This is a genomic window from Paraburkholderia dipogonis (assembly GCF_042680985.1).
GTDB lineage: Bacteria > Pseudomonadota > Gammaproteobacteria > Burkholderiales > Burkholderiaceae > Paraburkholderia > Paraburkholderia phytofirmans.
In genome coordinates this window covers 564,830-588,989 of record NZ_JBHUFR010000016.1, presented here as the reverse complement: position 1 = coordinate 588,989, position 24,160 = coordinate 564,830, and the positions used below count along the sequence as shown (strand labels likewise).

19 protein-coding genes are annotated in these 24,160 nt (G+C 64.4%); 12 read left to right on the top strand and 7 right to left on the bottom strand.

Features of this window, described 5'->3' with window-relative positions; genetic code table 11:
- Window positions 1–84: 84 nt before the first annotated feature.
- The 3 genes from ACFSNN_RS22795 to ACFSNN_RS22785 all read right to left on the bottom strand — a co-directional run bounded on the left by ACFSNN_RS22795 (window position 85) and on the right by ACFSNN_RS22785 (window position 3,425).
- Window positions 85–1,068, bottom strand: a complete 984-nt coding sequence (locus tag ACFSNN_RS22795; RefSeq protein WP_134455846.1) for a sugar kinase — start codon at window positions 1,066–1,068, stop codon at window positions 85–87.
- A gap of 300 nt (window positions 1,069–1,368) precedes the next feature.
- Window positions 1,369–2,142, bottom strand: a complete 774-nt coding sequence (locus ACFSNN_RS22790; protein ID WP_134458800.1) for a TIM barrel protein — start codon at window positions 2,140–2,142, stop codon at window positions 1,369–1,371.
- 374 nt (window positions 2,143–2,516) lie between these two features.
- Window positions 2,517–3,425, bottom strand: coding sequence for a LysR family transcriptional regulator (locus ACFSNN_RS22785; RefSeq protein ID WP_134455845.1), 909 nt, complete (start codon window positions 3,423–3,425; stop codon window positions 2,517–2,519).
- Between the two features lie 121 nt (window positions 3,426–3,546).
- Between ACFSNN_RS22785 and ACFSNN_RS22780 the strand changes: the two genes are divergently transcribed.
- The 8 genes from ACFSNN_RS22780 to ACFSNN_RS22745 all read left to right on the top strand — a co-directional run bounded on the left by ACFSNN_RS22780 (window position 3,547) and on the right by ACFSNN_RS22745 (window position 11,291).
- Entirely contained in the window at window positions 3,547–4,632 is a 1,086-nt protein-coding gene (locus tag ACFSNN_RS22780) for a YeiH family protein (RefSeq protein WP_134455844.1), read from the top strand.
- A 222-nt stretch (window positions 4,633–4,854) separates the two neighbouring features.
- Window positions 4,855–5,592 carry a glutathione S-transferase gene (locus ACFSNN_RS22775; protein WP_377747224.1) on the top strand — a complete coding sequence of 246 codons (738 nt, stop codon included), beginning with the start codon at window positions 4,855–4,857 and terminating at the stop codon, window positions 5,590–5,592.
- A gap of 112 nt (window positions 5,593–5,704) precedes the next feature.
- Window positions 5,705–7,438 (top strand): ClcB-like voltage-gated chloride channel protein, encoded by a 1,734-nt coding sequence (locus ACFSNN_RS22770; RefSeq protein ID WP_134458798.1) that lies wholly within the window; start codon window positions 5,705–5,707, stop codon window positions 7,436–7,438.
- 164 nt (window positions 7,439–7,602) lie between these two features.
- Window positions 7,603–8,940, top strand: coding sequence for a C45 family autoproteolytic acyltransferase/hydolase (locus ACFSNN_RS22765; RefSeq protein WP_134455843.1), 1,338 nt, complete (start codon window positions 7,603–7,605; stop codon window positions 8,938–8,940).
- A gap of 277 nt (window positions 8,941–9,217) precedes the next feature.
- Window positions 9,218–9,469 carry a hypothetical protein gene (locus ACFSNN_RS22760; protein WP_012433282.1) on the top strand — a complete coding sequence of 84 codons (252 nt, stop codon included), beginning with the start codon at window positions 9,218–9,220 and terminating at the stop codon, window positions 9,467–9,469.
- Window positions 9,470–9,667: 198 nt separating this feature from the next.
- Window positions 9,668–9,898 (top strand): DUF2795 domain-containing protein, encoded by a 231-nt coding sequence (locus ACFSNN_RS22755; protein WP_134455842.1) that lies wholly within the window; start codon window positions 9,668–9,670, stop codon window positions 9,896–9,898.
- On the top strand, window positions 9,895–10,812 hold the full coding sequence (locus ACFSNN_RS22750) for an AraC family transcriptional regulator (RefSeq protein WP_208949458.1): 918 nt from the start codon (window positions 9,895–9,897) through the stop codon (window positions 10,810–10,812). Before ACFSNN_RS22755 ends, ACFSNN_RS22750 begins: the two co-directional genes overlap by 4 nt.
- Window positions 10,813–10,901: 89 nt before the next feature.
- The gene (locus ACFSNN_RS22745; RefSeq protein WP_134455841.1) at window positions 10,902–11,291 is read left to right on the top strand and encodes a cupin domain-containing protein; all 390 of its coding nucleotides are present in this window, start codon (window positions 10,902–10,904) and stop codon (window positions 11,289–11,291) included.
- Between the two features lie 127 nt (window positions 11,292–11,418).
- Here the strand turns inward: ACFSNN_RS22745 and ACFSNN_RS22740 are convergent, their stop codons facing one another.
- Complete coding sequence (locus ACFSNN_RS22740; protein ID WP_134455840.1) at window positions 11,419–12,477, bottom strand: LysR family transcriptional regulator; 1,059 nt, start codon at window positions 12,475–12,477, stop codon at window positions 11,419–11,421.
- Between the two features lie 302 nt (window positions 12,478–12,779).
- On the opposite strand from ACFSNN_RS22740, the gene ACFSNN_RS22735 reads away from it, so the two are divergent.
- Complete coding sequence (locus ACFSNN_RS22735; RefSeq protein WP_012433287.1) at window positions 12,780–12,992, top strand: hypothetical protein; 213 nt, start codon at window positions 12,780–12,782, stop codon at window positions 12,990–12,992.
- An 18-nt stretch (window positions 12,993–13,010) separates the two neighbouring features.
- On the opposite strand, the gene ACFSNN_RS22730 is transcribed toward ACFSNN_RS22735, so the two are convergent.
- Window positions 13,011–13,628 carry a TetR/AcrR family transcriptional regulator gene (locus ACFSNN_RS22730; RefSeq protein WP_134455839.1) on the bottom strand — a complete coding sequence of 206 codons (618 nt, stop codon included), beginning with the start codon at window positions 13,626–13,628 and terminating at the stop codon, window positions 13,011–13,013.
- A 219-nt stretch (window positions 13,629–13,847) separates the two neighbouring features.
- Between ACFSNN_RS22730 and ACFSNN_RS22725 the strand changes: the two genes are divergently transcribed.
- Genes ACFSNN_RS22725 through ACFSNN_RS22715 form a run of 3 tightly spaced genes read left to right on the top strand, consistent with a single transcriptional unit; the run spans window position 13,848 to window position 19,668 of the window.
- Window positions 13,848–14,999 carry an efflux RND transporter periplasmic adaptor subunit gene (locus ACFSNN_RS22725; RefSeq protein WP_134455838.1) on the top strand — a complete coding sequence of 384 codons (1,152 nt, stop codon included), beginning with the start codon at window positions 13,848–13,850 and terminating at the stop codon, window positions 14,997–14,999.
- Window positions 14,996–18,124, top strand: a complete 3,129-nt coding sequence (locus ACFSNN_RS22720; protein ID WP_377747223.1) for an efflux RND transporter permease subunit — start codon at window positions 14,996–14,998, stop codon at window positions 18,122–18,124. Before ACFSNN_RS22725 ends, ACFSNN_RS22720 begins: the two co-directional genes overlap by 4 nt.
- Before the next feature lie 2 nt (window positions 18,125–18,126).
- Window positions 18,127–19,668, top strand: a complete 1,542-nt coding sequence (locus ACFSNN_RS22715) for an efflux transporter outer membrane subunit (RefSeq protein WP_134455837.1) — start codon at window positions 18,127–18,129, stop codon at window positions 19,666–19,668.
- A 439-nt stretch (window positions 19,669–20,107) separates the two neighbouring features.
- Here the strand turns inward: ACFSNN_RS22715 and ACFSNN_RS22710 are convergent, their stop codons facing one another.
- Window positions 20,108–20,986 (bottom strand): lipid A biosynthesis lauroyl acyltransferase, encoded by an 879-nt coding sequence (locus ACFSNN_RS22710; RefSeq protein ID WP_377747219.1) that lies wholly within the window; start codon window positions 20,984–20,986, stop codon window positions 20,108–20,110.
- Window positions 20,987–21,390: 404 nt separating this feature from the next.
- Window positions 21,391–23,892 (bottom strand): penicillin-binding protein 1A, encoded by a 2,502-nt coding sequence (locus ACFSNN_RS22705; RefSeq protein WP_134455836.1) that lies wholly within the window; start codon window positions 23,890–23,892, stop codon window positions 21,391–21,393.
- Window positions 23,893–24,160: the final 268 nt, after the last annotated feature.

The following is a 24,160-nucleotide window of genomic DNA, read 5'->3' as shown; positions in this document are numbered from 1 at the left end:
CGCTCTTGCTGTTATCGAAGCGGCCTGGCTGAACGCGGCTTGCGGTGTTGCGAGCCGCGTGGGGCCTTTCGGTCCTTTCGGTCGTCAGGCCGCGGCCGCGGCGGACTGCGCTTGCGCCGCTTCCAACGCGTCGAGTTCGGCGCGGCTCGGCAACCCTTCCGAATCGCCGATCACCTGAATCGCCAGCGCGCCGATGCGGTTGCCGCGCGACACCGCTTCCGGCAGCGACTTGCCTTCGAGCAAAGCGCTGACCACGCCGACGGCGAAACCATCGCCCGCGCCAACCGTGTCCACGACTTTCGCAACCGGCTGACCGGCGATCACGGCGGCATCGTCGGCAGTGCGGAAGTACGCGCCCTGCGCGCCCAACTTGATGATCACGCCGCGCGCGCCTTTCTCCAGATAGAACTTCGCGATGTCCTCCGGCTGCGTGTAGCCGGTCAGAATCTCCCCTTCGCCGATACCGGGCAGCACCCAGTCGGCCAGCGCGGCGAGCGCATTCAGACCTTCGACCATCGCGGCGCGCGACGGCCACAGCGTCGGACGCAGGTTAGGGTCGAACGAAATCGTCTTGCCGGTGGCACGCATTTCGCGCGCCAGGTGAAACGCGAGTTCGCGCGAGCTCGCCGAAATCGCGGGCGCTACGCCGGTCAGATGCAGGTGACGGGCTTGCAGCACGTAGTCGGCCGCATAGTCGGCCAGCGAGAGATGGCTCGCCGCCGAACCCTTGCGGAAGTACTCGATCGCCGGGTCGCTGCCGTCGTCGTTTTTCGACTTGAGCTGGAAGCCGGTCGGATAGCGCTCGTCGGTCGTGACGCAACCCTGATCGATGCCCTCTTTCGTCAACGTGTCGCGCACGTATTGGCCGAACGAATCGTTGCCGACGCGGCTCATCCAGCCGACCTTGAAGCCGAGGCGCGACAAACCGATCGACACGTTCAGATCGGCGCCGGCGACGCGCTTCGTGAACTGCCCGACACCCGCGAGCGGGCCGGTTTCGGCGGCCACGAACATGGCCATGGCTTCGCCGTAGGTGATGACATCGAGTGCTGTGGTTGTCCTGGTCATGCTTGGCTCCTGCGGGATCCTTTTGCTGCGTGTTTTGCGTGTTTTGCGTAGAGGTTGCCGCTTACGGTTTGCAGCGTCAGGTTGGCAGCGTGTCGTTTGGGCCTACCGCTTTGCGCACACCATTCATGTTGTCCGTTTGCTACTTTCCGTTTGCAGCTTGCCGTTCGCTACTTTCCGTTAGCGGCCTTCCGTTTGCAGCTTTCCGTTTGCAGCTCTCCATCGCTGCGACCCGTTTGCCGCGTGCTTGTTGCCGCGTACTTTTCCCGGTGCCGCCGCTCTCTCTCAGGTTCCACATGCCGCTCACGCGGCGGCCAGCCACGCGACGTAATGCGCCGCGTCCTCATCGGTACGGCTCGTATCGAACGGAAACTCGATGCCGCGCGGCACATGACGCGGCAGTTTGTCGAGGACCGCGGCGAACTGCGCATCGTCGGCGGCCGGGGCGGCGGGAAAGCGTCGTGCGCCCTCGCCCACCGTAGTCTTGCAATGGATGTAGTCCACATGCGCCGCCAGCGGCGCAGCCGCGTCGAGCGGCATCACCTCGCGCCAGGCCCAGTTGCCGATGTCGAAGGTCATGCCGAGCACATCGGCATGGCCTTCCCGCGCCAACGCGTCGAACAGGCCGGTGAACTGCGCGAGCGAACCGCCCTCGGCCAGCTGCCCGTTTTCGACGACGAGGCGCAGTTCCGCGCAGCGCATGTGATCGGCGATGACGGCGGCATTGGCGTCGGCGGCGAAACCGCCGAGCTGCAACTTCACGAAACGCGCACCGAGCGCGAGCGCTTCTTCGATCGAGAGGCGCAACGCTTCGGCGTCGAGCTTGCCCTGCGCCGTGTACAGCGAAGCCGGCGTGGAATACACGGACCACAAGCCCAGTTCCGCGATTTGCCTGCCGAGTTCGCGCAGGTTGTGCGGCGCGGCGTCGGTTTGGTCGGCGAACAGTTCGCGGCGCACTTCGAAACCCGCCGCGCCGGCCTGTTTGGTCGCCTGCGCCCACTTCAGATGACCGTCCGTGAGGACCGCGTCCATCCCGAATGCGCTTGCGACGATCACCACGTCCACTGCATCAGCCATGTCGAATTTACTCAAATCTGTCTCGTGATCGGCATTTGGAACCGGTTCCAAATGCACTTCGAAAAAAAGCGCCGAGGCGCTTCCGATGCTCGAATAATGCGCCGAGGGCGCCGTCATGCACCATAGTGGAAATCCCCAGGCGCGGTTGGCACGGTGCGGGATTTGCGGGCAGGGTTGGTCAATTGGCGGCTCTCAACCGGGAAAATTTATCCGGCGGCCGGCGCGGGTCTAATGGCACTAGCGAAGACTCGCGGCGCAAATCGCGACGCAACTCTCTGCGCGACACGCCACCGTAGCGGTCTACACGCCGGACCGTGACGCGTTCTACGCTAACGCATCCGCGCGCGGCGCGCCGACCGCCCCCCGCCGAGTACTCAAGGCTCGTCCGCGAGACACAACGCGAGAAACTGTTCCACCACCCGCGACGGCGCGCTCGCATGCGGCACCAGAATCGACAGGCGCCGCGTGAGCGGCTCTGGGCTGAGCGACAGCAGACAGAGCGCGCGGTCCTCATGCCGCATCGACATTGCCGACACAAAGCCGATGCCCATGCCCGCGCGCACTGCTTCTTTCACGCCTTCGACGCCGGCGATCTCCAGCGCCACGCGCATCGGCACGCCGGCCCGCGCGAACGCCCGCTCGACGATCTGCCGCACGCCCGAGCCCGCCTCGCGCAATACCAGCGGATATTCGCCGAAAGCCGCGAGCCCCGCCTGGCCGCCCTCGCCCACTTCCGCCAACTCCGCCGACTGCGCCAACGGATGCGTACGCGGCATGATCGCGACGATCTCGTCCTCGCGCCACGAGTGCACCGCTGTGTCCGGCGGCAGATCCACGCCGACCGGCCCCTCGATCATCGCGATGTCTACTGAATCGAGCGCGCCGACGATCTCCGTGGTGTTGCCGTCCGCCGTATGCAGCGTCACGTCCGGATAGCGGCGATGGAAGTCGGCGATCAGATACGGCAGCAGATAGCTCGCGGGCGTAGTGCTCGCCCCGATGCGCAAAGTGCCCTGCTCCAGGCCGCGCAAGGCATCGCGGTATGCATGCGCCTGCCGCCAGGTGTCGCGCAGGCGCGTGGCGTAGCTGGCGAGCTGCTCGCCTGCGGGCGTGAGCCGCACGCCGCGGCCGTCACGCTGATACAGCGGCTCGCCGAATTCGTCCTGCAACTGCCGTAGTTGACCGGACACGGCGGGCTGCGACAAATGCAGCGCCACCGCCGCCCGGCTAATGTTGCGATGCTCGGCGACGGCAGCGAAAGTTATAAGTTGATCCGGGGTCATGGAGGTCGAAGTATCGGCTGAGACGATACCTTACATTCTAAATCACGATTTTTCATATCGATATCTCTAATTTAGGATTAGCCCCATCGAATCTTCGTCAGTTACAGAAAAGGGCTGCTCCATGTCCACCGCTCATCTCACCGCCGCAAGTACGACGCCCGCCGGGTTTTCCACCCGCGGGCAACTCAACGGCGTTCTGTTCGTCGCGCTGTTTGCCGCCGCCGTTACGCGCATCGCGGCGATTCCCGCCATCGCCGGGTTGGGCTTGAGCCCGCTGATCGTCGGCATCGTCGCCGGCGCCATTTACGGCAACGCGCTGCGCGACGGCATGCCCGCCAGCTGGGCGGCTGGCGTCAATTTTTCGGCGCGCAAGTTACTGCGCATCGCCGTGGCCTTCTTCGGGCTGCGCGTGAGCCTGCAAGAAATCGCTCAGGTCGGCGTGCCCGGCCTCGCGGAGTCGGTTCTGATCGTGGTCAGCACGCTCGTGATCGGCACGTGGGCCGGCATGAAAATCATGAAGCTCGACCGCGACACCGCCTTGCTGACCGCTGCGGGCAGCGCGATCTGCGGCGCCGCCGCCGTGCTCGCCTTCGAATCGACGCTGCAATCGAAACCGCATAAAAGCGCGATGGCCGTGGGCAGCGTGGTGCTGTTCGGCACGCTCTCCATGTTCCTTTACCCCGTTCTCTTCAAGGCAGGCTGGCTGCACCTGGACACGGTCGGCGCGGGCCTGTTTTTCGGCGGCACGATCCATGAAGTGGCGCAGGTGGTCGGCGCGGCCAGCAACGTGAGCCCTGAAGCGACGCACATCGCCACCATTGTGAAGATGACCCGCGTGATGTTGCTGGTGCCGGTGCTACTGGTGGTTGGCATGTGGGTGAACCGCTCGGCGCGGCGCGATTCGGCCGCGGCCGGCGCCCACGGCAACGCGCCGCGCAAGCTGGCGATTCCCTGGTTCGCGCTCGGCTTTCTTGCTTTCGTCGTGATCAACTCGCTGCATGTGCTGCCGGAAGCCGCGACCAGCACGCTCAACACGCTGGACACCTTCGCGTTGACCATGGCCATGACCGCGCTCGGCATCGAAACGCGTATTGCGCAGATCCGTCAGGCCGGCCCGCGCGCGCTGACCACCGGCTTCATCCTGTATGTGTGGCTGATTGCCGGCGGGCTCGGAATTACATGGACTGTCCAGCACCTGTTCGGCTAAGCCGCCCTTGCCTTCGAACCCACCCCGCCGCGTGCGGGGTTTTGCGCATTCTGGAGACCCAATCTGCCCGCTCGCGCGGCATACTGGTCGCTGACGTTGTCAGCTCATGCAGCATGCTTATGCGGCCCACTCCTGCGGCCCACTCCTGCGGCCCGCTCCTGCGCTCCGCCTGGCGCGCCGTCTTCGCGTCTGTGTCAATGCAATCGGAATGAGGATCGATCGATGAGCCTGGAACTTTACTACTGGGACGGCCTGCAAGGCCGCGGCGAATTCGTGCGGCTCGCGCTGGAAGAAGCCGGCGCCGACTACGTGGAAGTGGCACGCGGCGAAGCATCGGAAGGCCTGGGCACCAAGACGATGATGTCGGTGATGAAAAGCAAGGACGAGCCGTATCCGCCGTTCGCGCCGCCGTTTCTGAAAGACGGCGATCTGGTGATCGCGCAGACCGCCAACATCCTCTTCTATCTCGGCCCGCGGCTGAACCTCGCATCCTCGGTGGAGAGCCTGCGCTATGTGGCCAACGGCCTGCAGCTGACCATCGGGGACATGGTCACCGAGGCGCACGACACGCATCACCCGCTCGCCAGCGCGCTTTACTACGAAGACCAGAAAGACGCCGCCCTGGTGCGCGCACACGACTTCATCGACAACCGCATTCCGAAGTTCATGTCGTACTTCGAGCGCGTGCTCAAACAGAATCCGGCCGGCGATCAGTTCATGGTGGGCGACACGCTCACTTACGTCGACCTGTCGATGTTCCAGCTGATCGACGGCCTGCTGTACGCGTTTCCCCGCGCGCTCAAGCGTTTCGGCGAACACTACCCACGCCTTGCCGCCTTGCACGACGCGGTGATCGAGCGGCCGAACATCGCTGCGTATCTGCAATCCGAGCGGCGCATCGAACACAACGAGGCCTGCATCTTCCGGCACTACCCGGAACTCGACAAGGCGGCGGCTTGAGCCGCGCCTTCTTCCCGCGTTCACCCGACGTTTCGCGCCCGCCGTCCAAAGCGGGCGCGATGCTGTTACCGTGCGCGCTGTTCAACCCACTTTCACGACCCGTACCGTCGACGTGCTTTCATTCCTGCTGAAGCTGCGCACCCGCGCCCAAAATCTGTTCCGTCTCTCCGACGCCCACACGATGCTGATCTGGTCGGTCGTGGTCGGCGTCGCGGGCGCCTTCGCGACCATTGCCTTTCGCGAAGCCATCGCGCTGCTGCAATTCGCGATCGTCGGCAAGTCCGGCAGTTTCGTCGAAATGGCGCGCGGCCTGCCGTGGACCGTGCGGATCTGGCTGCCCGCGGCTGGTGGCCTGATCGCAGGCTTCCTTCTGCTGATCGCGCGGCGTTACGAGGACAAATGCAATCACATCGACTACATGGAGGCGGTCGCGATCGGCGACGGCGTGGTGCCTGTCAAGCTGAGCATGTGGCGCAGCGTGTCGTCGCTGTTTACGATTTCGAGCGGCGGGTCGATTGGCCGCGAAGGTCCGATGGTGCAACTCGCGGCGCTCGCCGGTTCGCTGATCGGACGCTGGGTGCATTTCGATCCGCCGCGGCTGCGCCTGCTGGTGGCCTGCGGCGCGGCGGCCGGGATCACTTCCGCGTACAGCGCGCCGATCGCGGGCGCGTTTTTCGTCACCGAGATCGTGCTCGGCTCGATCGCAATGGAGAGCTTCGGGCCCGTGGTGGTGTCGGCGGTGGTCGCCAACATCACGATGCGTGAATTCGCCGGCTACAAGCCGCCGTACGAAATGCCGGTGTTTCCGCCGGTGGCCGGCCTCGAGGTGCTGCTGTTCGTCGCGCTCGGCGCGCTGTGCGGCGCGGCCGCGCCGCAGTTTCTGCGGCTCCTCGACCTGTCGAAGCAAAGCTTTCGCAAACTGCCGGTGCCGCTGCCCGTGAGGCTCGCGCTCGGCGGCCTGGTGGTCGGCATTCTGTCGGTCTGGACGCCCGAGGTGTGGGGCAACGGCTACAGCGTCGTCAACTCGATTCTGCATTCGCCGTGGACGTGGACCGCGCTCGTCCTCGTGCTGGTGTTCAAGATCGTCGCCACGGCGGCGACGGCGGGCTCCGGCGCGGTCGGCGGGGTGTTCACGCCGACGCTGTTCGTCGGCGCGGTAGTCGGCTCGCTGTTCGGCCTGGGCATGCATGCGCTGTGGCCGCACGGCACCTCGGCGCCGTTCGCGTACGCGATGGTCGGCATGGGCGCGTTTCTGGCGGGCGCGACCCAGGCGCCGCTGATGGCGATCCTGATGATCTTCGAGATGACGCTCAGCTATCAGGTCGTGCTGCCGCTGATGCTCTCGTGCGTGGTCGCCTATTTCGTGTCGCGCGCGATCGGCAAGAACTCCATGTACGAAATCACGCTGCGCCGCAATCACGAGGAACAGGAGCGCTCGCGACTGCGCGCCACGCAGATGCGCGAGCTGATCCGCCCCGCCGAAACCGTCGTGCCGCCCAACGCCACCGTGCACGACATGACACGCGTTTTCCTCGAATATCCGGTGAAGTATCTCTACGTGGCGAACGAGTCCGGCGCGTTTCTGGGCGTGGTCGCCTTGAAGGACATCACGTCGGATCTGCTCGACGGCAGCGACACCTCCGCGAAGACCGCGGCGAACTATTTGCAGCCGCATTTCGACGTGCTCACGCCGGACATGCCGCTCGGCGTAGCCTTGCAGCACTTTCTCGCGTTTCAGGGTGAACGCCTGCCGGTGGTCGAAAGCGCCGCGCATCCCACGCTCGCCGGCGTGGTCTATAAAACCTCGCTGCTCGACGCCTATTTCCGCATGAATCCGACGCGTTAGGCGCCGCGCTCAATGCGCCGCCAGGCCGCGCCCGCGGTCTCTTTGGGGCCCGTGCAAAGCGCGGCAAATTCTCTACAATGGACAGACCGCTGCGGCGCACGCCGACAGCGCGCGTTACGCCAGAATGGGCGCGCCGAGACGCCCGCCCTTCGATCGGAGCGAAGATGAGCGAACCGTCCCTCGATGCCGCGCGCCGCGACCAGGCAGGCTGGATTTTCCTGCATATCGAAGGCGAACCGTACGATCGCGGCGAGCAGCACGGCCAGTTGCTCGCCAATGAAATCCGCAACGCGATCCACACCGCCCGCTACCTCGCGAAGTGGGACACCGGCGAAGATTTCGACACCTTCGTCAACGCCGCGGTTTCGCAGTTCGCCAACAAACTCGACACCGAATTCGCCGACGAAATCCAGGGCATCGCCGACGGCGCGAAGCTGCCGTTCGCCGAAGTGCTGGCGTGGAACGGCTACATGGATCTGCTGCAAAGCTGGTGGCCGGCCCACGCGTCGCAGAAGCAGCCGAACCTCGGCGTGAAGCCGTGGCGCGGACGGCGCGGCCACCACTGCAGCGCGTTCATCGCCACCGGCCGCGCCACGCGCGACGGCCGCATCGTGATGGCGCACAATTCGTGGGACCGCTACGCCGCCGGCGACGCATTCAACGTGATCTTCGACATCGTGCCCGACCAGGGCAACCGCATCCTCATGCAAGGCTTGCCCGGATGCATTTCCAGTCTCACGGATTTCTGGGTCACCGCCGCCGGGCTAATGGTGACGGAAACCACGATCTCCAACTTCGCCGGCTACAACGCGGCGGGCGCACCCGAGTTCTATCGCTCGCGGCGCGCGTCGCAGTATGCGAACAGCATCGGCGAATGGTGCGAAATGTTCGCGATCGCCAATAACGGCGGCTATGCGAACAGCTGGCTGCTGGGCGACGCCAAGACCGGCGAGATTGCGCGCTACGAACTCGGCCTGCATTTCTCCGGTTTCGAGAGCACCAAAGACGGTTTTTACAGCGGCTATAACACCGCGACCGACCTGAAAATCCGCAACCAGGAATGCCTCGGCGAAGGCGAAGACTATACGGACGTGCGCAAGAACGGCGCGCGGCGCTTGCGCTTCATGCAGCTCGAGGAAATGCATCGCGGCAGGATAGATGTGGAGCTGGCCAAGGAGATGATCGCCGATCATCACGACGTCTACCTCGACCGTAACGACAACCCGTGCTCGCGCACCATCTGCGGGCACCTGGAACTGGACGACGCACGCTTCGGCGGCACCGATCACGGGCCGTTCAATCCGTGGGGCGCCAACGACGGCAAAGTGGTCGACAGTGAAATGGCGCGCGAGATGGCGTTCAGCGCGCGCTGGGGCCACCCTTGCGGGCGGCCGTTCGACGCGCAGGCATTCATGAAGCGGCATCCGCAGTGGAACTGGCTCAACGGCTATATGCGCGATCGGCCTTCGTGGCCGTGGACGCGCTTCGACGTGCTGCGTTGAAGCGCGTCCGCCGCACTGCAACATCGCCCACGCACGACCGTTCGCGATGACGCTGCTGCGCTGTTGCCGCGTTTCTGCCATCATCTGAAATCGACAATACGGTTTTGCCGCAAACATGCGCGCTCAGAAGAATTTGCGCGCATAAGATGGAAGATGCGCGTTAGCCGCCGATCGCAACACCTCGGCCACACCGCGCGGAGCATGCGCCGTCCTTTCGACGCGGGGACGGCACAGCGCTTGCTCAACTGTCAGCGCCGCATGAGCTTAGGAGGTCGGGATGAAAACCTCGACACTGTTGACCATGGTGACGCTGTCAGCCTCGTGTTTCGCCGCGCCGGTTCACACCGCGCCGGACAGCACGAACGCCAATAGTCTCGCCGAACGCGCCAACGCAGCACCCGTCGCCCCGGCGGCGCCAGATGTTGCCGCCACGGATAATAGTCCGCAACAATGGCAACATATCGCGCTGCCCAAATCGCGGCATCTCGATCGAAGCTTCAGCGGGCAGAACGAGCATTTGCAGACCTGACGCCGGCATGTACCCAAGCGCGCGCCGGTCGTACGCGTGAGACTTCGCAGCCCTGAAGCAGCGATGATGGCTAGCGCCTGTGCAGTTTCTCGAGCGGTATGCGGCGAATAACGCGGCCTCCGATGTTTCGTTCAGCGGCAATTCAGCGGCACCACTCACGTCATCATCACCTCGAACCGTAATAACAGGAGCGTTTGCATGACCGCATCGGCTATTCCCGGCGAATCGATCGACCTGCAGATCAGCGATCTTCTGAGCGAAGTCCAGTTTCCGACTTACAAGGACGCGCTGGTCGACGCCGCGCGCGAAGCCGGCGCGAGCAACGAAGTGCTGTCGATGCTCGACGGCCTGCCGGAACAGGATTACGCCGACGTGGCCTCCGTGACGCGCTACATCAGCGGCAATTACGGCCCGGGCCTCAGCGGATGAGCGACGAACCGGCTTCATCGCTGTCGCGTTCCCAGCCGTCTTCCCCTTCGCGTACCCTGTCGTCCGCCCAGAACAAGCGCGGTTCCGACTGGATCTATCGCTCGCCGCAAACTTCCGGCGCGAGCGGCATCGAACGGATCGAGGCGTTCTTCCGTCAGGCCGGCTACGCGATGCATCGCCACGATACCTATGCGATCGGCCGCACGCTGTCCGGCGTGCAGAGTTTTCGCTATCGCGGCAGCACCCGCAACAGCTTGCCGGGCGGCACGATGGTGCTGCATCCCGACGAACCGCACGACGGCCAGGCCGGCACCGGCGACGGTTTCCATTACCGCATGATCTATGTCGATCCGGCGCTGTTCCAGCAGGCGCTCGGCGGCAAGCCGCTGCCGTTTCTGGAAGGCGGGCTGTCGAACGATCCGCGCCTGTTCGCCGCCACGCAAAGCCTGCTGCGCGCGATGGACAGCGCTATCGATCCGCTCGAACAGGACAGCGCGCTCTACGATCTGGCCGTTGCGCTCGACACGGTGTCGGGCGCGCCCGACACACCGCGTCCGGTGGATTACCGCGCGGCGACGCTGGCGCGCGACTATCTGCAGGCGTCGCTCGATCGCGCCGTCACTCTCGATGAACTCGCAGCCGCGGCGGGCCGCGACCGCTGGAGTCTGTCGCGGGATTTTCGCGTGCTGTTCGGCACCAGTCCGCATCGCTATCTGACCATGCGGCGACTCGATCTCGTGCGGCAACTAGTGCTCAAGGGCGTGTCGCTTGCCGACGCCTCGGCGGCGAGCGGCTTCGCCGATCAGAGCCACATGACGCGGCACTTCAAGCAAGCCTGGGGCGTCGCACCGGCGCAGTGGCTGAAGATGCTCGGCTCGCGTTCGGCCGGCTCGCCCTCAGCCGGCGCGCGCTGAGCGAAGACGCGCGCACAAACGTTCAAGACCCGCATCCCGCTTACGCCGTACGCTCCTGCCTGACACAACCGCTCAGGAGGAGCACTGCGATGTCCGACGTTCAGGTCACTCAACGGCCCTATCAGGCCATCAATTTCGCGCAGAAACTGGGGCTCTTCAACGACCAGTGGCAAGCACGCGTGGTCGCCGAAATGAACGACTATCAGTTCAAGCTCGTGCGAATCGAAGGAGATTTCATCTGGCACGAGCACGCCGACACCGATGAGACGTTCATCGTGATCGAGGGGCAATTGCGCATCGACATGCGCGATGGTTTCGTGCTGATTTCTGCGGGGGAAATGTTCGTGGTGCCGAAGGGCATCGAGCATAAGCCGTACGCCGAACGTGAAGTGAAGCTGCTGCTGATCGAGCCGCGCGGCGTGAAGAACACCGGCGAGGAAACCAGCGAACGGACGGCGGCGAACGACGTCTGGATTTGAGTGAGTCGAGTTGCCAGCGCGGCTTTGCAGGCGCGCCTGAAGGCTCGGCGCGTCACGTGGAAACGAACCGCGAAGAGCACGTTCTAACGCCGAGCTTTCCAGCTTTGATATCCGCTCGCACTCGCCATCAAAACGGCGACGAAGCCGGGATCCGCGAGCGCGCGGCCTTGTGCAAGGAACGCCCTGCGTCGGCCGTCAATTCCGGCACCGACAGGTCGTCGATATCCGCTGCAATCTCCGCCACCCCGTTCCCGGAACGCGCCGGCGTCACCGCGCGCGGATCGCGCGTCTGCTGCGCAGGCTGCTGGAAATATTCGACGAGGTGATCGATGAACGTGCGCACCTTCGCCGGCAAATGCAGGCGGCTCGGATAGGCGATCGTGACTTCGATCTGCGGCAAACGATACTCGCGCAGCAGCGGCACCAGCCGCCCGGACGCGAGGTCGCGACCGATCAGATAGCTCGGCAGCATCGCCACGCCCATGCCCAGCAACGCGAACTGCCTGAGCATCTCCGTATTGTTCGCGACGATCGCATTCGTGGGACGCACGCGGACTTCGCCGTCCGGTCCGGTGAACACGCGCTCCTCGCCGCCCTGCTCCGACGGCCGGCTCAGACAAGGATGCGAGAGCAGATGCTCGGGCCGCGTCGGCGTGCCGTGCTGCGCCAGATAAGCGGGCGTCGCGCACACCGTCATGTAGCCGGTAGTGAGCCGTCGCGTCACGATGCTCGCGCTGCGCATGTGCCGCGCGACGAAAATGCCGACGTCGAAGCCCTCTTCCACCAGATCGACATGGCGATCCGCGAGCGTGACGTCCGGCACCACATCCGGATAACGCGCGGCATAAGACTGCACCACTGGGGCGAGGCTATGCAGCCCAAACACCACCGGCGCGACGATGCGCAAGGTGCCGACCGGCTCGTGATTGCGCGCCACCACCATCTGCTCCACGCCCTCCAGGTCGTCGAGAATGTGGCGCACGCGCTCCAGATAGGTCGTGCCGGACTCGGTCAGCGAGAGCCGGCGCGTGGTGCGATTGAGCAGGCGCGTGCCGAGGCGCGCTTCGAGGTCGGCGACGTGGCGCGTGACGACCGCCGTGGAAAGATCCAGCGCGCCGGCCGCGCCGACGAAACTGCCGAGGTCGGCCACTTTGACGAATACGCGCATCGACTGCAATTGGTTCATGGGACGACTCCTGCCTCGGTAAAGCCGGGCCGGCGCACCCCTCGCGCCTGTGTCGACCCGCGCGGCAAGGCGCGCGCGGATTTGCCCAACGATCCGATTGTATCGACCCGATCATGTCCCAACCCTGACCTGAACATGACAATCCGGACAGGTTTGCGAAGCGCTCGCGTCACGCTGGCGAGCTGCGCTTTTGCGCTGATCACGCGCTTGATTGCGATCTTTATTGCGGATTTTGACTAGGTATAAACCCTAGTATTCTGGTAACATGGCGTCCGAAAGAAATCAATCGCATTCAAACCGCCATGACACACCGTTTTCAGCTTCTCGAAAAAATCGCGTTCTCGCTGGTCTGCTGGTCCGCCGCGGCCTGTTCGGCATTCATCGCTTATGAGCGCTGCCCGGACATCAAGGTGGTCCTGCACGTTGGCGAAGAAGTGTTGCGCTACAGCGGTCAGTATTCGTACGCGTGCGCCACGCCGGTTGCCGACGCCTGCACGCAGTTGCCCACCAACTGATCGCGCGCGCCAACGCGCTTACGCATCGCGCCCGAACACCACGCGCGCGAAAAATCCCGCCAGCACCGCTTCAACTCTCTCCGCCGGCACGTTCTGCGGGTCGACCGTGTAGAAGAACTGCAAGCCGTCGCACAAGCTCATCAGGCCGATCGCCAGCGTCTCCGGCTGCATCAGCATCGGCGTGCCGACCCGCGCCGAAAACTCGCGAATGTACACGCACAATTGCTCGAGCTTGTCGTGCATGAATGCGTTGAAGCGAATCCGGAAGCGGCCGTCGCGCACCGCGAGCAGCTTCGCCTCCGCCCACAGCAGGAAACACTTGTTCTCGCGATGCAGGTTGCTGTAATAGCGCAGCACGCGCTCTTCCATTTCCTCACGCGATGCCGCGTTCGCGAAAATAGCCTGCAGCCCTGCCTGCATGACCTCGTGGTCGCGCCGCAGTAGTTCGAGAAACAACTCGCTCTTGCTGCCGAAATTCGAATAGAACGCGCCACGCGTATAGCCCGCCGCCGCAGCGATGTCTTCGACACTCGCCGCGACAAACCCTTTCTTCATAAAAATTGCTTGCGCAGCGTCGAGCAGACGCTCGCGCGTCTGGTCCTTGCTCTGCTCGCGTGTCAGTCGTTGCCGTTTCATGGCCGCAAGTCTAGCACTGAAAAGAATTCGAATTCACCCTAACATTCAGATACAGGTGTGTATTAGAATGCACTCCGTCATTCCGAATCAGTCGCGTATGCCAATTGCATGAAACGGCCGGCGCGTCTTCGCTGGCGGGCCGCTGCGGCTTGCCCTGTTCGTTCGCTGTCTCCAGTTGGGGTAATTGTGAAGCGTCCCGGTCTTCCCGCATCGTCCACGATGCGTCCGCAGTCCCATCCGTTTCGTCATCGCGCGCACCTGCGGCGCGCCGCATTCGTGCTGGTTCTGGCCGGCGTCGTCATGCTGGCCGCGTGTTCGAAGAAGGAAGCCGCGGCGCCCGAGCCGCGTCCGGTGGTGGCCGTCGCCGTGCATGCTGACGGCAGCGCCGCGCAGGCGGCTTCCTTGCCCGGCGAGGTGCAGGCGCGTTATTCGACGCCTCTGTCGTTTCGCGTCGGCGGCAAGATCGTCGAGCGGCGCGTGCGTCTCGGCGATGTGGTGAAGAACGGGCAGATCGTCGCCCGCCTCGATCCGGCCGATCAGCAAAAGAACGCCGCGAGCGCGCAGGCGCAACTCGCCGCCGCGCAGCACGCTCTCGTCTATGCGAAGCAGCAACTCGATCGCGATCAGGCGCAGGCCAAAGAGAACCTGATCGCGCCCGCGCAACTCGAACAGACCACCAATGCGTACGCATCCGCGCTCGCGCAGCGCGATCAGGCCGCGCAGCAGGCTGCGTTGTCGAACGACCAGTTGCAATACACCACGCTCGCCGCCGATCACGCCGGCGTGATCACCGCCGAACAGGCCGACACGGGCCAGAACGTCTCCGCGGGCCAGGCCGTCTACAACCTCGCGTGGAGCGGCGACATCGACGTGGTGTGCGACGTGCCGGAAAGCGCGCTCGCTGCGCTCTCGGTCGGGCAAACCGCCAACGTCACGCTCGCCGCGTTGCCGGCGCGCAAATTTACCGCGCGCGTGCGCGAACTGTCGCCCGCCGCCGACCCGCAAAGCCGCACCTATCGCGCCAAACTCACGCTCGACAATCCCGGCCCGGACGTGCGCCTCGGCATGACCGCGGATATCGAACTCGCCGCGCCAGCCAGCGCCTCGGCCGGTCAGCACGGGTCGTTCACCGTACCCGCCACGGCGCTGTTCCATGACGGCACGCAGCCCGCCGTGTGGATCGTGCGCGCCGCGGATAACGCGCTGGAACTGCGCCGCGTAACGGTCACGCGCTACAACGAACGCACCGTGGCAATCGGTCAAGGTCTCAAGGACGGCGAACGCGTCGTGCTGCAAGGCGTGCATACGGTGACGGCCGGCGAAAAAGTCCGCGCGATCGCGCCGCTGCATCCCGAGGACTTCGCTTCATGAGCACGCCGCACGAAGAAGGACGCTTCAACCTGTCCGCATGGGCGCTGCGCCATCAGGCGCTGGTGGTTTTCCTCATCGCCCTCGCGACCGCTTTCGGCATCCTCGCCTATACGCGGCTCGCGCAATCCGAAGATCCGCCGTTCACCTTCCGTGTGATGGTGATCCGCACCTTCTGGCCGGGCGCCACCGCGCGCCAGGTGCAGGAACAGGTGACGGACCGCATCGGCCGCAAATTGCAGGAGACGCCCGCCATCGATTTCGTGCGCAGCTACTCGCGCCCCGGCGAATCGCTGATGTTCTTCTCGATGAAGGACTCGGCGCCGGTCAAGGACGTGCCTGAGACCTGGTATCAGGTCCGCAAGAAAGTCGGCGATATTGCGGCGACGCTGCCGCAAGGCATTCAAGGCCCGTTCTTCAACGACGAGTTCGGCGACGTCTACACCAACATCTACACGCTCGAAGGCGACGGCTTCTCTCCCGCGCAACTGCACGACTACGCTGACCAGTTGCGCACGGTGCTGCTGCGCGTGCCGGGCGTCGGCAAGGTGGATTATTTCGGCGATCCGGACCAGCACATTTACATCGAGATCGCCAACACGCAACTCACGCGTCTCGGCATCTCGCCGCAGCAACTCGGCCAGGCGATCAACTCGCAGAACAGCGTCTCACAAGCCGGCACGCTGACCGCCACCGACGACCGCGTGTTCGTGCGCCCCACCGGCCAGTTCAAAGACGTCAACGCGCTCGCCGACACGCTGATCCGCATCAACAACCGCTCGTTCCGTCTCGGCGATATCGCTACGATCAAACGCGGCTACGACGACCCCGTCGTCACGCAAATGCGCGCCGGCGGCAAGGCCGTGCTCGGCATCGGCGTGACGATGCAGCCGGGCGGCGACGTGATCCGCCTCGGCAAGGCACTCGATCAGCAGATGGCGCAGTTGCGAAAGGCGCTGCCCGCCGGCCTGCAACTGGTCGAAGTGTCGAGCATGCCGGACGCGGTCGCGCGTTCGGTCGACGACTTTCTCGAAGCCGTCGCCGAAGCGGTGGCGATCGTGCTGGTGGTGAGCCTGATCTCGCTCGGCGTGCGCACCGGCATGGTGGTCGTGATCTCGATCCCGGTGGTGCTCGCCGTCACCGCGTTGTGCATGTATCTGTTCGACATCGGCCTGCACAAGGTGTCGCTCGGCACACTGGTGCTCGCGCTCGGACTGCTCGTCGACGACGCGATCATCGCCGTCGAGATGATGTCGGTGAAGCTGGAGCAAGGCTGGAACCGCACGCGCGCCGCGGCCTATGCGTACACCAGCACCGCTTTTCCGATGCTGACCGGCACGCTCGTCACCGTCTCCGGTTTTCTGCCGATCGCACTGGCCAAGTCGAGCACCGGCGAATACACGCGCTCGATTTTCGAAGTGTCGGCGATTGCGCTGATCGCCTCGTGGCTCGCCGCGGTCGTGCTGATTCCGCTACTCGGCTATCACCTGCTGCCCGAGCGCAAACGCGAGGCGCACGAAGCGCATTTGCCCGACGATCATGAGCACGACATCTACGACACGCGTTTCTACCGCCGCCTGCGCGGCTGGATAGGCTGGTGCATCGAGCGGCGCTTCGTCGTGCTGGCGATTACGGTCGCGCTGTTCGCGCTGGCAATGACGGGTTTCACGCTGGTGCCGCAGCAGTTCTTCCCGAGTTCGGACCGTCCCGAGTTGCTGGTGGACGTGCGCCTGCCCGAAGGCGCGTCGTTCGAAGCCACGCTGCGCCAGGCTCAGCGGCTGGAAAAAGCGCTGGTGGGCCGCCCGGAAATCGATCATACGGTCGACTTCGTGGGCACCGGCGCGCCGCGTTTCTACTTGCCGCTCGATCAGCAATTGCCGCAGCCCAATTTCGCGCAATTCGTGATCACGGCGAAGTCGGTGAAGGATCGCGAAAAACTCGCGCAATGGCTCGAACCGGAATTGCGCAACAACTTCCCGGCGATTCGCACGCGCCTGTCGCGCCTTGAGAACGGGCCGCCCGTCGGCTATCCGGTGCAGTTCCGTGTGAGCGGCGACGACATCGCCACCGTGCGTTCGATCGCCGAGCGCGTCGCCGCGACCCTGCGCGCGGACCGCGGCACCCGCAACGTCCAGTTCGATTGGGACGAACCCGCCGAACGCTCGGTGCGCTTCGAAGTCGATCAGAAGAAAGCGCGCGAACTGGGCGTCAGCTCCGACGACATTTCGAGCTTCCTCGCGATGACGCTCTCCGGCTACACCGTCACGCAGTATCGCGAACGCGACAAACTGATCAGCGTCGATCTGCGTGCGCCGAAAGCGGAGCGCGTCGACCCCGCGCAACTCGTCACGCTGGCGATGCCCACGCCAAACGGTCCCGTGCCGCTCGGCACGCTCGGCCATTTGCGCAACGACCTCGAATACGGCGTGATCTGGGAACGCGACCGTCAGCCGACCCTCACCGTGCAGTCCGACGTCGCGCCGGACGCGCAAGGCATCGACGTCACGCATGCGGTGGACAAGGCGCTGGGCCCGATTCGCGCGACCCTGCCGGTCGGCTACCGGATCGAAATCGGCGGCTCGGTCGAGGAAAGCGGCAAAGGCCAGACCTCGATCAATGCGCAGATGCCGATCATGATCATCGCCGTGCTCACGCTCCTGATGATCCAGCTGCAAAGCTTCGCGCGCGTGCTGATGGTCGTGCTGACCGCGCCGCTCGGGCTGATCGGCGTGGTACTCACGCTGCTGCTGTTCGGCCAGCCGTTCGGCTTTGTCGCGATGCTCGGCGTGATCGCGATGTTCGGCATCATCATGCGCAACTCGGTGATTCTGGTCGATCAGATCGAACAGGACATTGCGTCGGGACATAAGCGTTTCGATGCGATAGTCGGCGCGACCGTGCGGCGCTTCCGGCCGATCACGCTGACCGCGGCGGCGGCCGTGCTCGCGCTGATTCCGCTATTGCGCTCGAACTTCTTCGGCCCGATGGCGACCGCGCTGATGGGCGGCATTACGAGCGCCACCATCCTCACGCTGTTCTATCTGCCCGCGCTGTACGCCGTGTCGTTTCGCGTGCGTGCCGATGAACGCGAGCCGCAGACGTCCGGTCCGAAGCATACGGGGAATTGAGCATGGCCACTTTCATCTTCTCCCGATACTCGCGCCGCGCCGCCCTCACCGGCATGGCATGCGCGCTCGCCGCCTGCTCGTTCGGGCCGAGCGGCGAGCCGCCCGCGATGCCGCAACCGGCCCACTACGGCGCACAGGCGCAGCCGGCGCAAACCGTGCCCGCGCAAGGCGTCACCCAACAGTTCGTGGTCGGCGCGAAGCCGGTGCCCGAATGGTGGAAGCTGTATCGGTCGGACGCGCTGAACGCGCTTGTCGATGAAGGCCTGCGCAACAGCCCGACGCTCGCCGCGACCGACAAGAGCCTCGCCGCCGCGCGTGAGCAGTTGCGCGCGCAGATCGGCAGTTCGATGCTGCCGACCGTCGACCTCGGCGGCCAGGCGACCCGCAATCGCGCGCTGGCAATCCCCGAGGCTGGACCGAACACGTTTCTCTACAACATCTTCGTCGGTCAATTGCAAGCGCACTATACGTTCGACCTGTTCGGCGCCGCGCGTCTGGCCGACGCCGCGCTCGCGGCGCGCGTCAACGTTCAGGCGTATCAGTTCGACGCCGCGCGCCGCGCGCTGGCCGCCAACATCGTGACCGCCGCGATCACGAGCGCCGCGCTGCATGCGCAGATCGAGACGACCGAACGGCTCGTGACGATCGCCAACGATCAGGCCCGCGACACACAGCGGCGCTATGCATTGGGCGCCGTTTCGCATGCCGATCAGTTGAGCGCGCAGCAAAGCGCGGCCAGTCTGTCGGCGAGTTTGCCGGGGCTGAAGCAGCAATGGCTGAGCACGCGGCACGCGTTGGCGGTGCTGCTGGGCCGCACGCCGGATGCGGCGCCGGACGATCTTGAACTCGCGCAATTGCGTGTGCCTGAACAGGTGCCCGTGGTGGTGCCGTCGGAGCTGCTGCGCGCGCGCCCCGACATCCAGGCCGCCGATGCCGCTTTGAAGGCTGCCGCGGCTGATGTCGGCGTCGCCACAGCGCAGATGTTCCCGAGCCTGTCGCTGAGCGCGTCGATGGGACAAGGCGGCTTTAGCTGGCCGGTGGCGCTCTCCGGCGCGGGCGCGATCTGGAGCATTGGCGCGTCGCTGTCGCAGCCGCTGTTTCATGGCGGCGCCCTGTTCGCGCAACGGCGCGCGGCTGTCGATACCTACGATGCCACGGTCTCGCAGTACAAACAGACGGTGTTGGCCGCGTTCCAGAATGTCGCCGATACGCTCGCCGCGCTCGAGCACGATTCGCAGGCGTTGGACGCTGCGGACATTGCGGCGCGCTCGGCGCAAGGGATCTTTGATGAGAGCTCGGGGCGTTATCGATTGGGGGCGTTGCCGGTTGCATCAGCACGGTCGAGCGAGCAGCAGTTCCGCAACGCGCAGCTTGATGAGATCCGTTATATGAGCGCGCGTTTGACGGACACGGCGGCGTTGTTTCAGGCGATGGGGAATCCGCCGGTGGGGACGGCGACGGATTTCGCGTCCGCTTCGACTGCGGCGTCGGCTTCGGCTTCGGCATCCGCGATTCCTGCTGCGAACGCGGGCATCTCCGAATAGCAAACCTGGGATTCCGTATCGAGCCGTGGCAACTTATCCCCACTTTTTGTTGATGAGCCTGTTGAAAACTATCTGACAAGCGGGCTAACTCATTGAACGCACGGAGATTCGTGCGGGCGGTACGGAATGAACCAGCGGGCGCGGAACGATGACTCTTCCACTGAACGAAGATCCTGGGATGCCTCAACGTTATCCCCAGTTTATGTTGACAGGGTTGTTGATAACTCCAGGGCTACCCGCTTAAGTGCTTGACCCGAATGGGTTTGTTACGCGAGGTGCAGGTGGATGCAGCGGCGTTGGGCACTGAGGGAATGACTGGCGGCGCTGCCGCTTGTCCACAGATTGTGTTGACAGGGCTGTTGATAACGCCAGGAGATCCTACCTAAGTACTTGACCCTGCACCACATTCACCCGCAGACCCGTTTGACACGTACCCACATCAATAAACCCCCGCCTCCCCCGCCGGCCGATTCTTAAACCGCTTATGCACCCAATAATATTGATCAGGAATCCGCCTCACCTGCGTCTCGAGAAACTCGGTAATGCGCCGTGCGTCGACCGTTGCATCGTCGGACGGGAAATCGCTCAACGCGTCGAAAATCGTGAGCTTGTAGCCGCGATAATCCGGCAGCACTTCCGTCACGAACGGCACCACCCGTGCATTCGCCGCGCGCGCCATCCGCGAGACGGAGGTCAGTGTGCAGGCCGGCACGCCGAAAAACGGCACGAACACCGAATCGCGCAAGCCGAAGTCCATGTCCGCGGCCAGCATCACCGGCTTGCCGTCACGCAACGCGCGTAACGCGCGCCGCACGCTATCGCTGCGCGGAATCATCTCCGTGCCGAAGCGGCCGCGCTGTCGCTTGGCCATCGCGTCGAGCAGGAGATTCGACATCGGCGTATAGAGAGACGCGACCGGATGCCGCGTCGAGTACATCATGCAGCCCGCCTCGATACCGACGAAATGAAAGCCCACGAAAATCGTCGGCTTCCCTTCCATGTCGGACAGATCGATCGCGCTCTCCACTTCGACGAGTCGCGCCAGCGCCTGCGCATTGCCGAACCATTGCGGCCCGCGCTCAACATAGCTGCGGATTACGTGACAAAAGTGCGCGCGCGCCAGACGCTCGCGTGCCTCGTCGCTCATATCCGGAAAACACAGTTTCAGGTTGGTATGCACGACGCGCCGCCGCGTGCTCGGAATTCGGTACAGCAAAGCGCCGATGCCGGTGCCGATTCGCGCGACAAGGCTATACGGCAAAAAGGCAAACGCGCGCAGCAGACCTGTCATCAGACAGATCAGGATTCGACTTTTCACAAGGCGGGACCCGGTGGATGCTGGATGGCAAACACGCCGGCCGCGGCACTCTGCATTGCCAGCGGACGAAGTGACATGCGCGCGCGTCATACCGGGTCTCGCGCGGCGCGGGGGTTCGAGAATGGACGCCTCACTCGCGGCGAGACGCAGTGGTGCTGGAGGCCGAGAAACCGTCTAGGGATCAGGCGTCCTTTAGGACCCTTGAGAAAGCACCGCCGGCGTGATTAAAACACATCGCGCGTGGCGAACACAGATTCCGCTGGTCGCACCACCCGACGAACGGCGCGCATGCCGTCCGGGCGGCGGTTTCCCGTTCTTTCAAAAACTTGCCTGCGTGCGCGGCCGCAAGATTCGAACGGTCCGCGCCCACTCGCCGCACTCCAAGGGAAGGCCCTTGGAGTGCATCACGGCTTGTTCGATTCGAACAGATCCAGGATCTGCTTCTTCTCGTTCGACGAGACACTCGGCGGCGGCACCGCCGGCGGCGTCATACCCGCAGGGCCGACGCCGCCGACCGCATCGCTCACGCCGGCGGTCGGATTCGCCGAGTCCAGTCCGATGCTGGCGACGAAGCCATTGCCCGGCGTCATATCCGTATAGAACAGTTCACCGTCGACGGAAGTCACGCCGTCCGGTTGCGCCGGTTCGCTTTGCGGCACCCCGCGCAGCGCGCGCTGCATGTATTCCACCCAGATCGGCAATGCCAGTTGCGCGCCGAATTCGCGGCTGCCGAGGCTCTTCGGCTGGTCGTAGCCCATCCACGCCACCGCCACGAGCGACTGCTGATAACCGGCAAACCAGCCATCTTTCGCGTCGTTGGTCGTGCCTGTCTTGCCCTGCAAGTCGGTACGATGCAGCGCGTTGGTGCCCGCGCCCGTGCCGGCCGTGGCCACCGAATGCAGCAGACTGTTCATGATGTACGCGTTACGCGGTTCCAGCGTACGCGGCGCATCGCGCCCGGCCGTCAGCGGCTGCGCCTTGGAGAGCGGTTGGCCGCGCGCGTCCGTGACCTCGTTGATCAGATACGGATTGATCCGGAAGCCGCCGTTCGCGAACACCGAATACGCACCCGCCGACTGCAATGGCGTGACAAGGCCCGCACCGAGCGCCATCGGCAGATACGGCGGGGTCTTGTCGGCGTCGAAACCGAAACGCTGCGTGACGAAGTCTTGCGCGTACTTGGTGCCGATGAACGACAGAATGCGGATCGACACGAGGTTCTTCGACTTCTGCAACGCGAGACGCAGCGGCATCGGACCGTCCGGCTGATCGTCGTCCTTCGGCTCCCACGCGTCGCCGCCAGGCGTGCTCGACGGGAAATACAACGGCGCGTCGTTGATGATCGTGGCCGGTCCGAGACCCTTGTCGAGCGCAGCCGAATAGATGAACGGCTTGAAGCTCGAACCCGGCTGACGCCACGCCTGCGTGACGTGGTTGAACTTGTTCTTGTTGAAGTCGAAGCCGCCCACCAGCGCGCGAATCGCGCCGTCCTGCGGCGTGAGCGACACCAACGCGCCTTCCACTTGCGGCAGTTGCGTGATCTGCCAGTTGCCCTTGTCGTCCGCGATCAGGCGCACAATCGAGCCGGCCTTGATCTTCGTGGCGGCCGTGGCGCGCGCGCTCAATGCGCCGGCGGCAAAACGCAGACCGTCGCCGCTGATCGTCACCTGCGTGCCGTCCACGAGTTGCGCCTTGACCTGCTTCGGACCCGCGTCCGTCACCACGGCGGCGATGATCTCGCCGTTGTCGGGGTGATCGGTGAGCGCGTCGTCGATAGTCTGGTCGCGGTCGTCGCCCGGCGCGGGCAGTTGCACGAAACCTTCCGGCCCGCGATAGCCATGGCGCCGCTCGTAATCCATCACGCCCTTGCGCACCGCGCGATAAGCGGCGTCCTGGTCGGCGGAGTCGATCGTGGTGGTGACGTTCAGGCCGCGCGTATAGGTTTCGTCCTTGTACTGCGCGTACATCATCTGCCGGACCATTTCGGCGATGTACTCGGCGTGCACGCTATATTCGTTGCCCGGATTCTTGGTGTGAATCTCTTCCTTCACGGCCTGATCGTACTGATCCTGGCTGATGTATTTCAGTTCGAGCATGCGCCGCAGAATGTACTCCTGACGGATCTTCGCGCGCTTCGGATTGACCACCGGGTTATACGCGGACGGCGCCTTCGGCAATCCGGCCAGCATCGCCGATTCCGCCAGCGTGATGTCCTTCAGATCCTTGCCGAAGTACACGCGCGCGGCCGCGGCGAAACCATAAGCGCGTTCGCCCAGATAGATCTGGTTCATGTACAGCTCGAGAATCTGATCTTTGGTCAGCGCGCGCTCGATCTTGTACGCGAGCAGCATTTCGTAGATCTTGCGCGTGTAGGTCTTCTCACTGGAGAGGAAGAAGTTGCGCGCCACCTGCATGGTGATCGTGCTCGCGCCCTGCGAGGCGCCGCCATGCGAGAGGTCGGAGACACCCGCCCGCAGAATGCCGATGAAGTCGACGCCGCCGTGCTCGTAGAAGCGATAGTCTTCGATCGCGAGCACGGCTTTCTTCATCTGATCGGGGATGTCCTGGAAGCGCACGAGCGAGCGCCGCTCCTCGCCGAATTCGCCGATCAGCACGTGGTCCGCCGTATAGACCCGCAGCGGCACCTTCGGACGATAGTCGGTCAGCGCGTCGAGCGACGGCAGTTGCGGCCCCATCACCACGAGCGCATAGCCGACGATCAGCGCGCCCACCACCGCGATGGTCGCGAGCAAGCTGGCGAACCAGATGACGAGCGTCGCGCCGAGGGAACGGCGGCCGGCCTCGGCATCGCGCGAAGCTGCATTGCGTCCTGGCGTGCGTTGGTAGGAGTCCCGGTCTTCACCAGACGGAGAATTGGATGAATGCGGTCGTTTGATGATTGGCATGACTGGAATAGTGGGCGCATGACTGAACGCCTTTCTGCACGCGCTCATGGCGCGCGCATGGATCGTGATCGAGCATCGTAGCCTGAGGCGCAAACCACCGCGCGGCCCTTTGCCCCCGGCCGGCCGCACGGCACGCCCGGATCGAGTCCGGCGCAACGTAACAGCGCATTCTAAAAGAAATCAAGCGCGGTCCAAGTTAGTTTTTTTGTAAGAATTCCCTTCGCGCGAAAGGAGTCTGTAGTTTCTGGCGGTGCTACGAGCGCTTTCC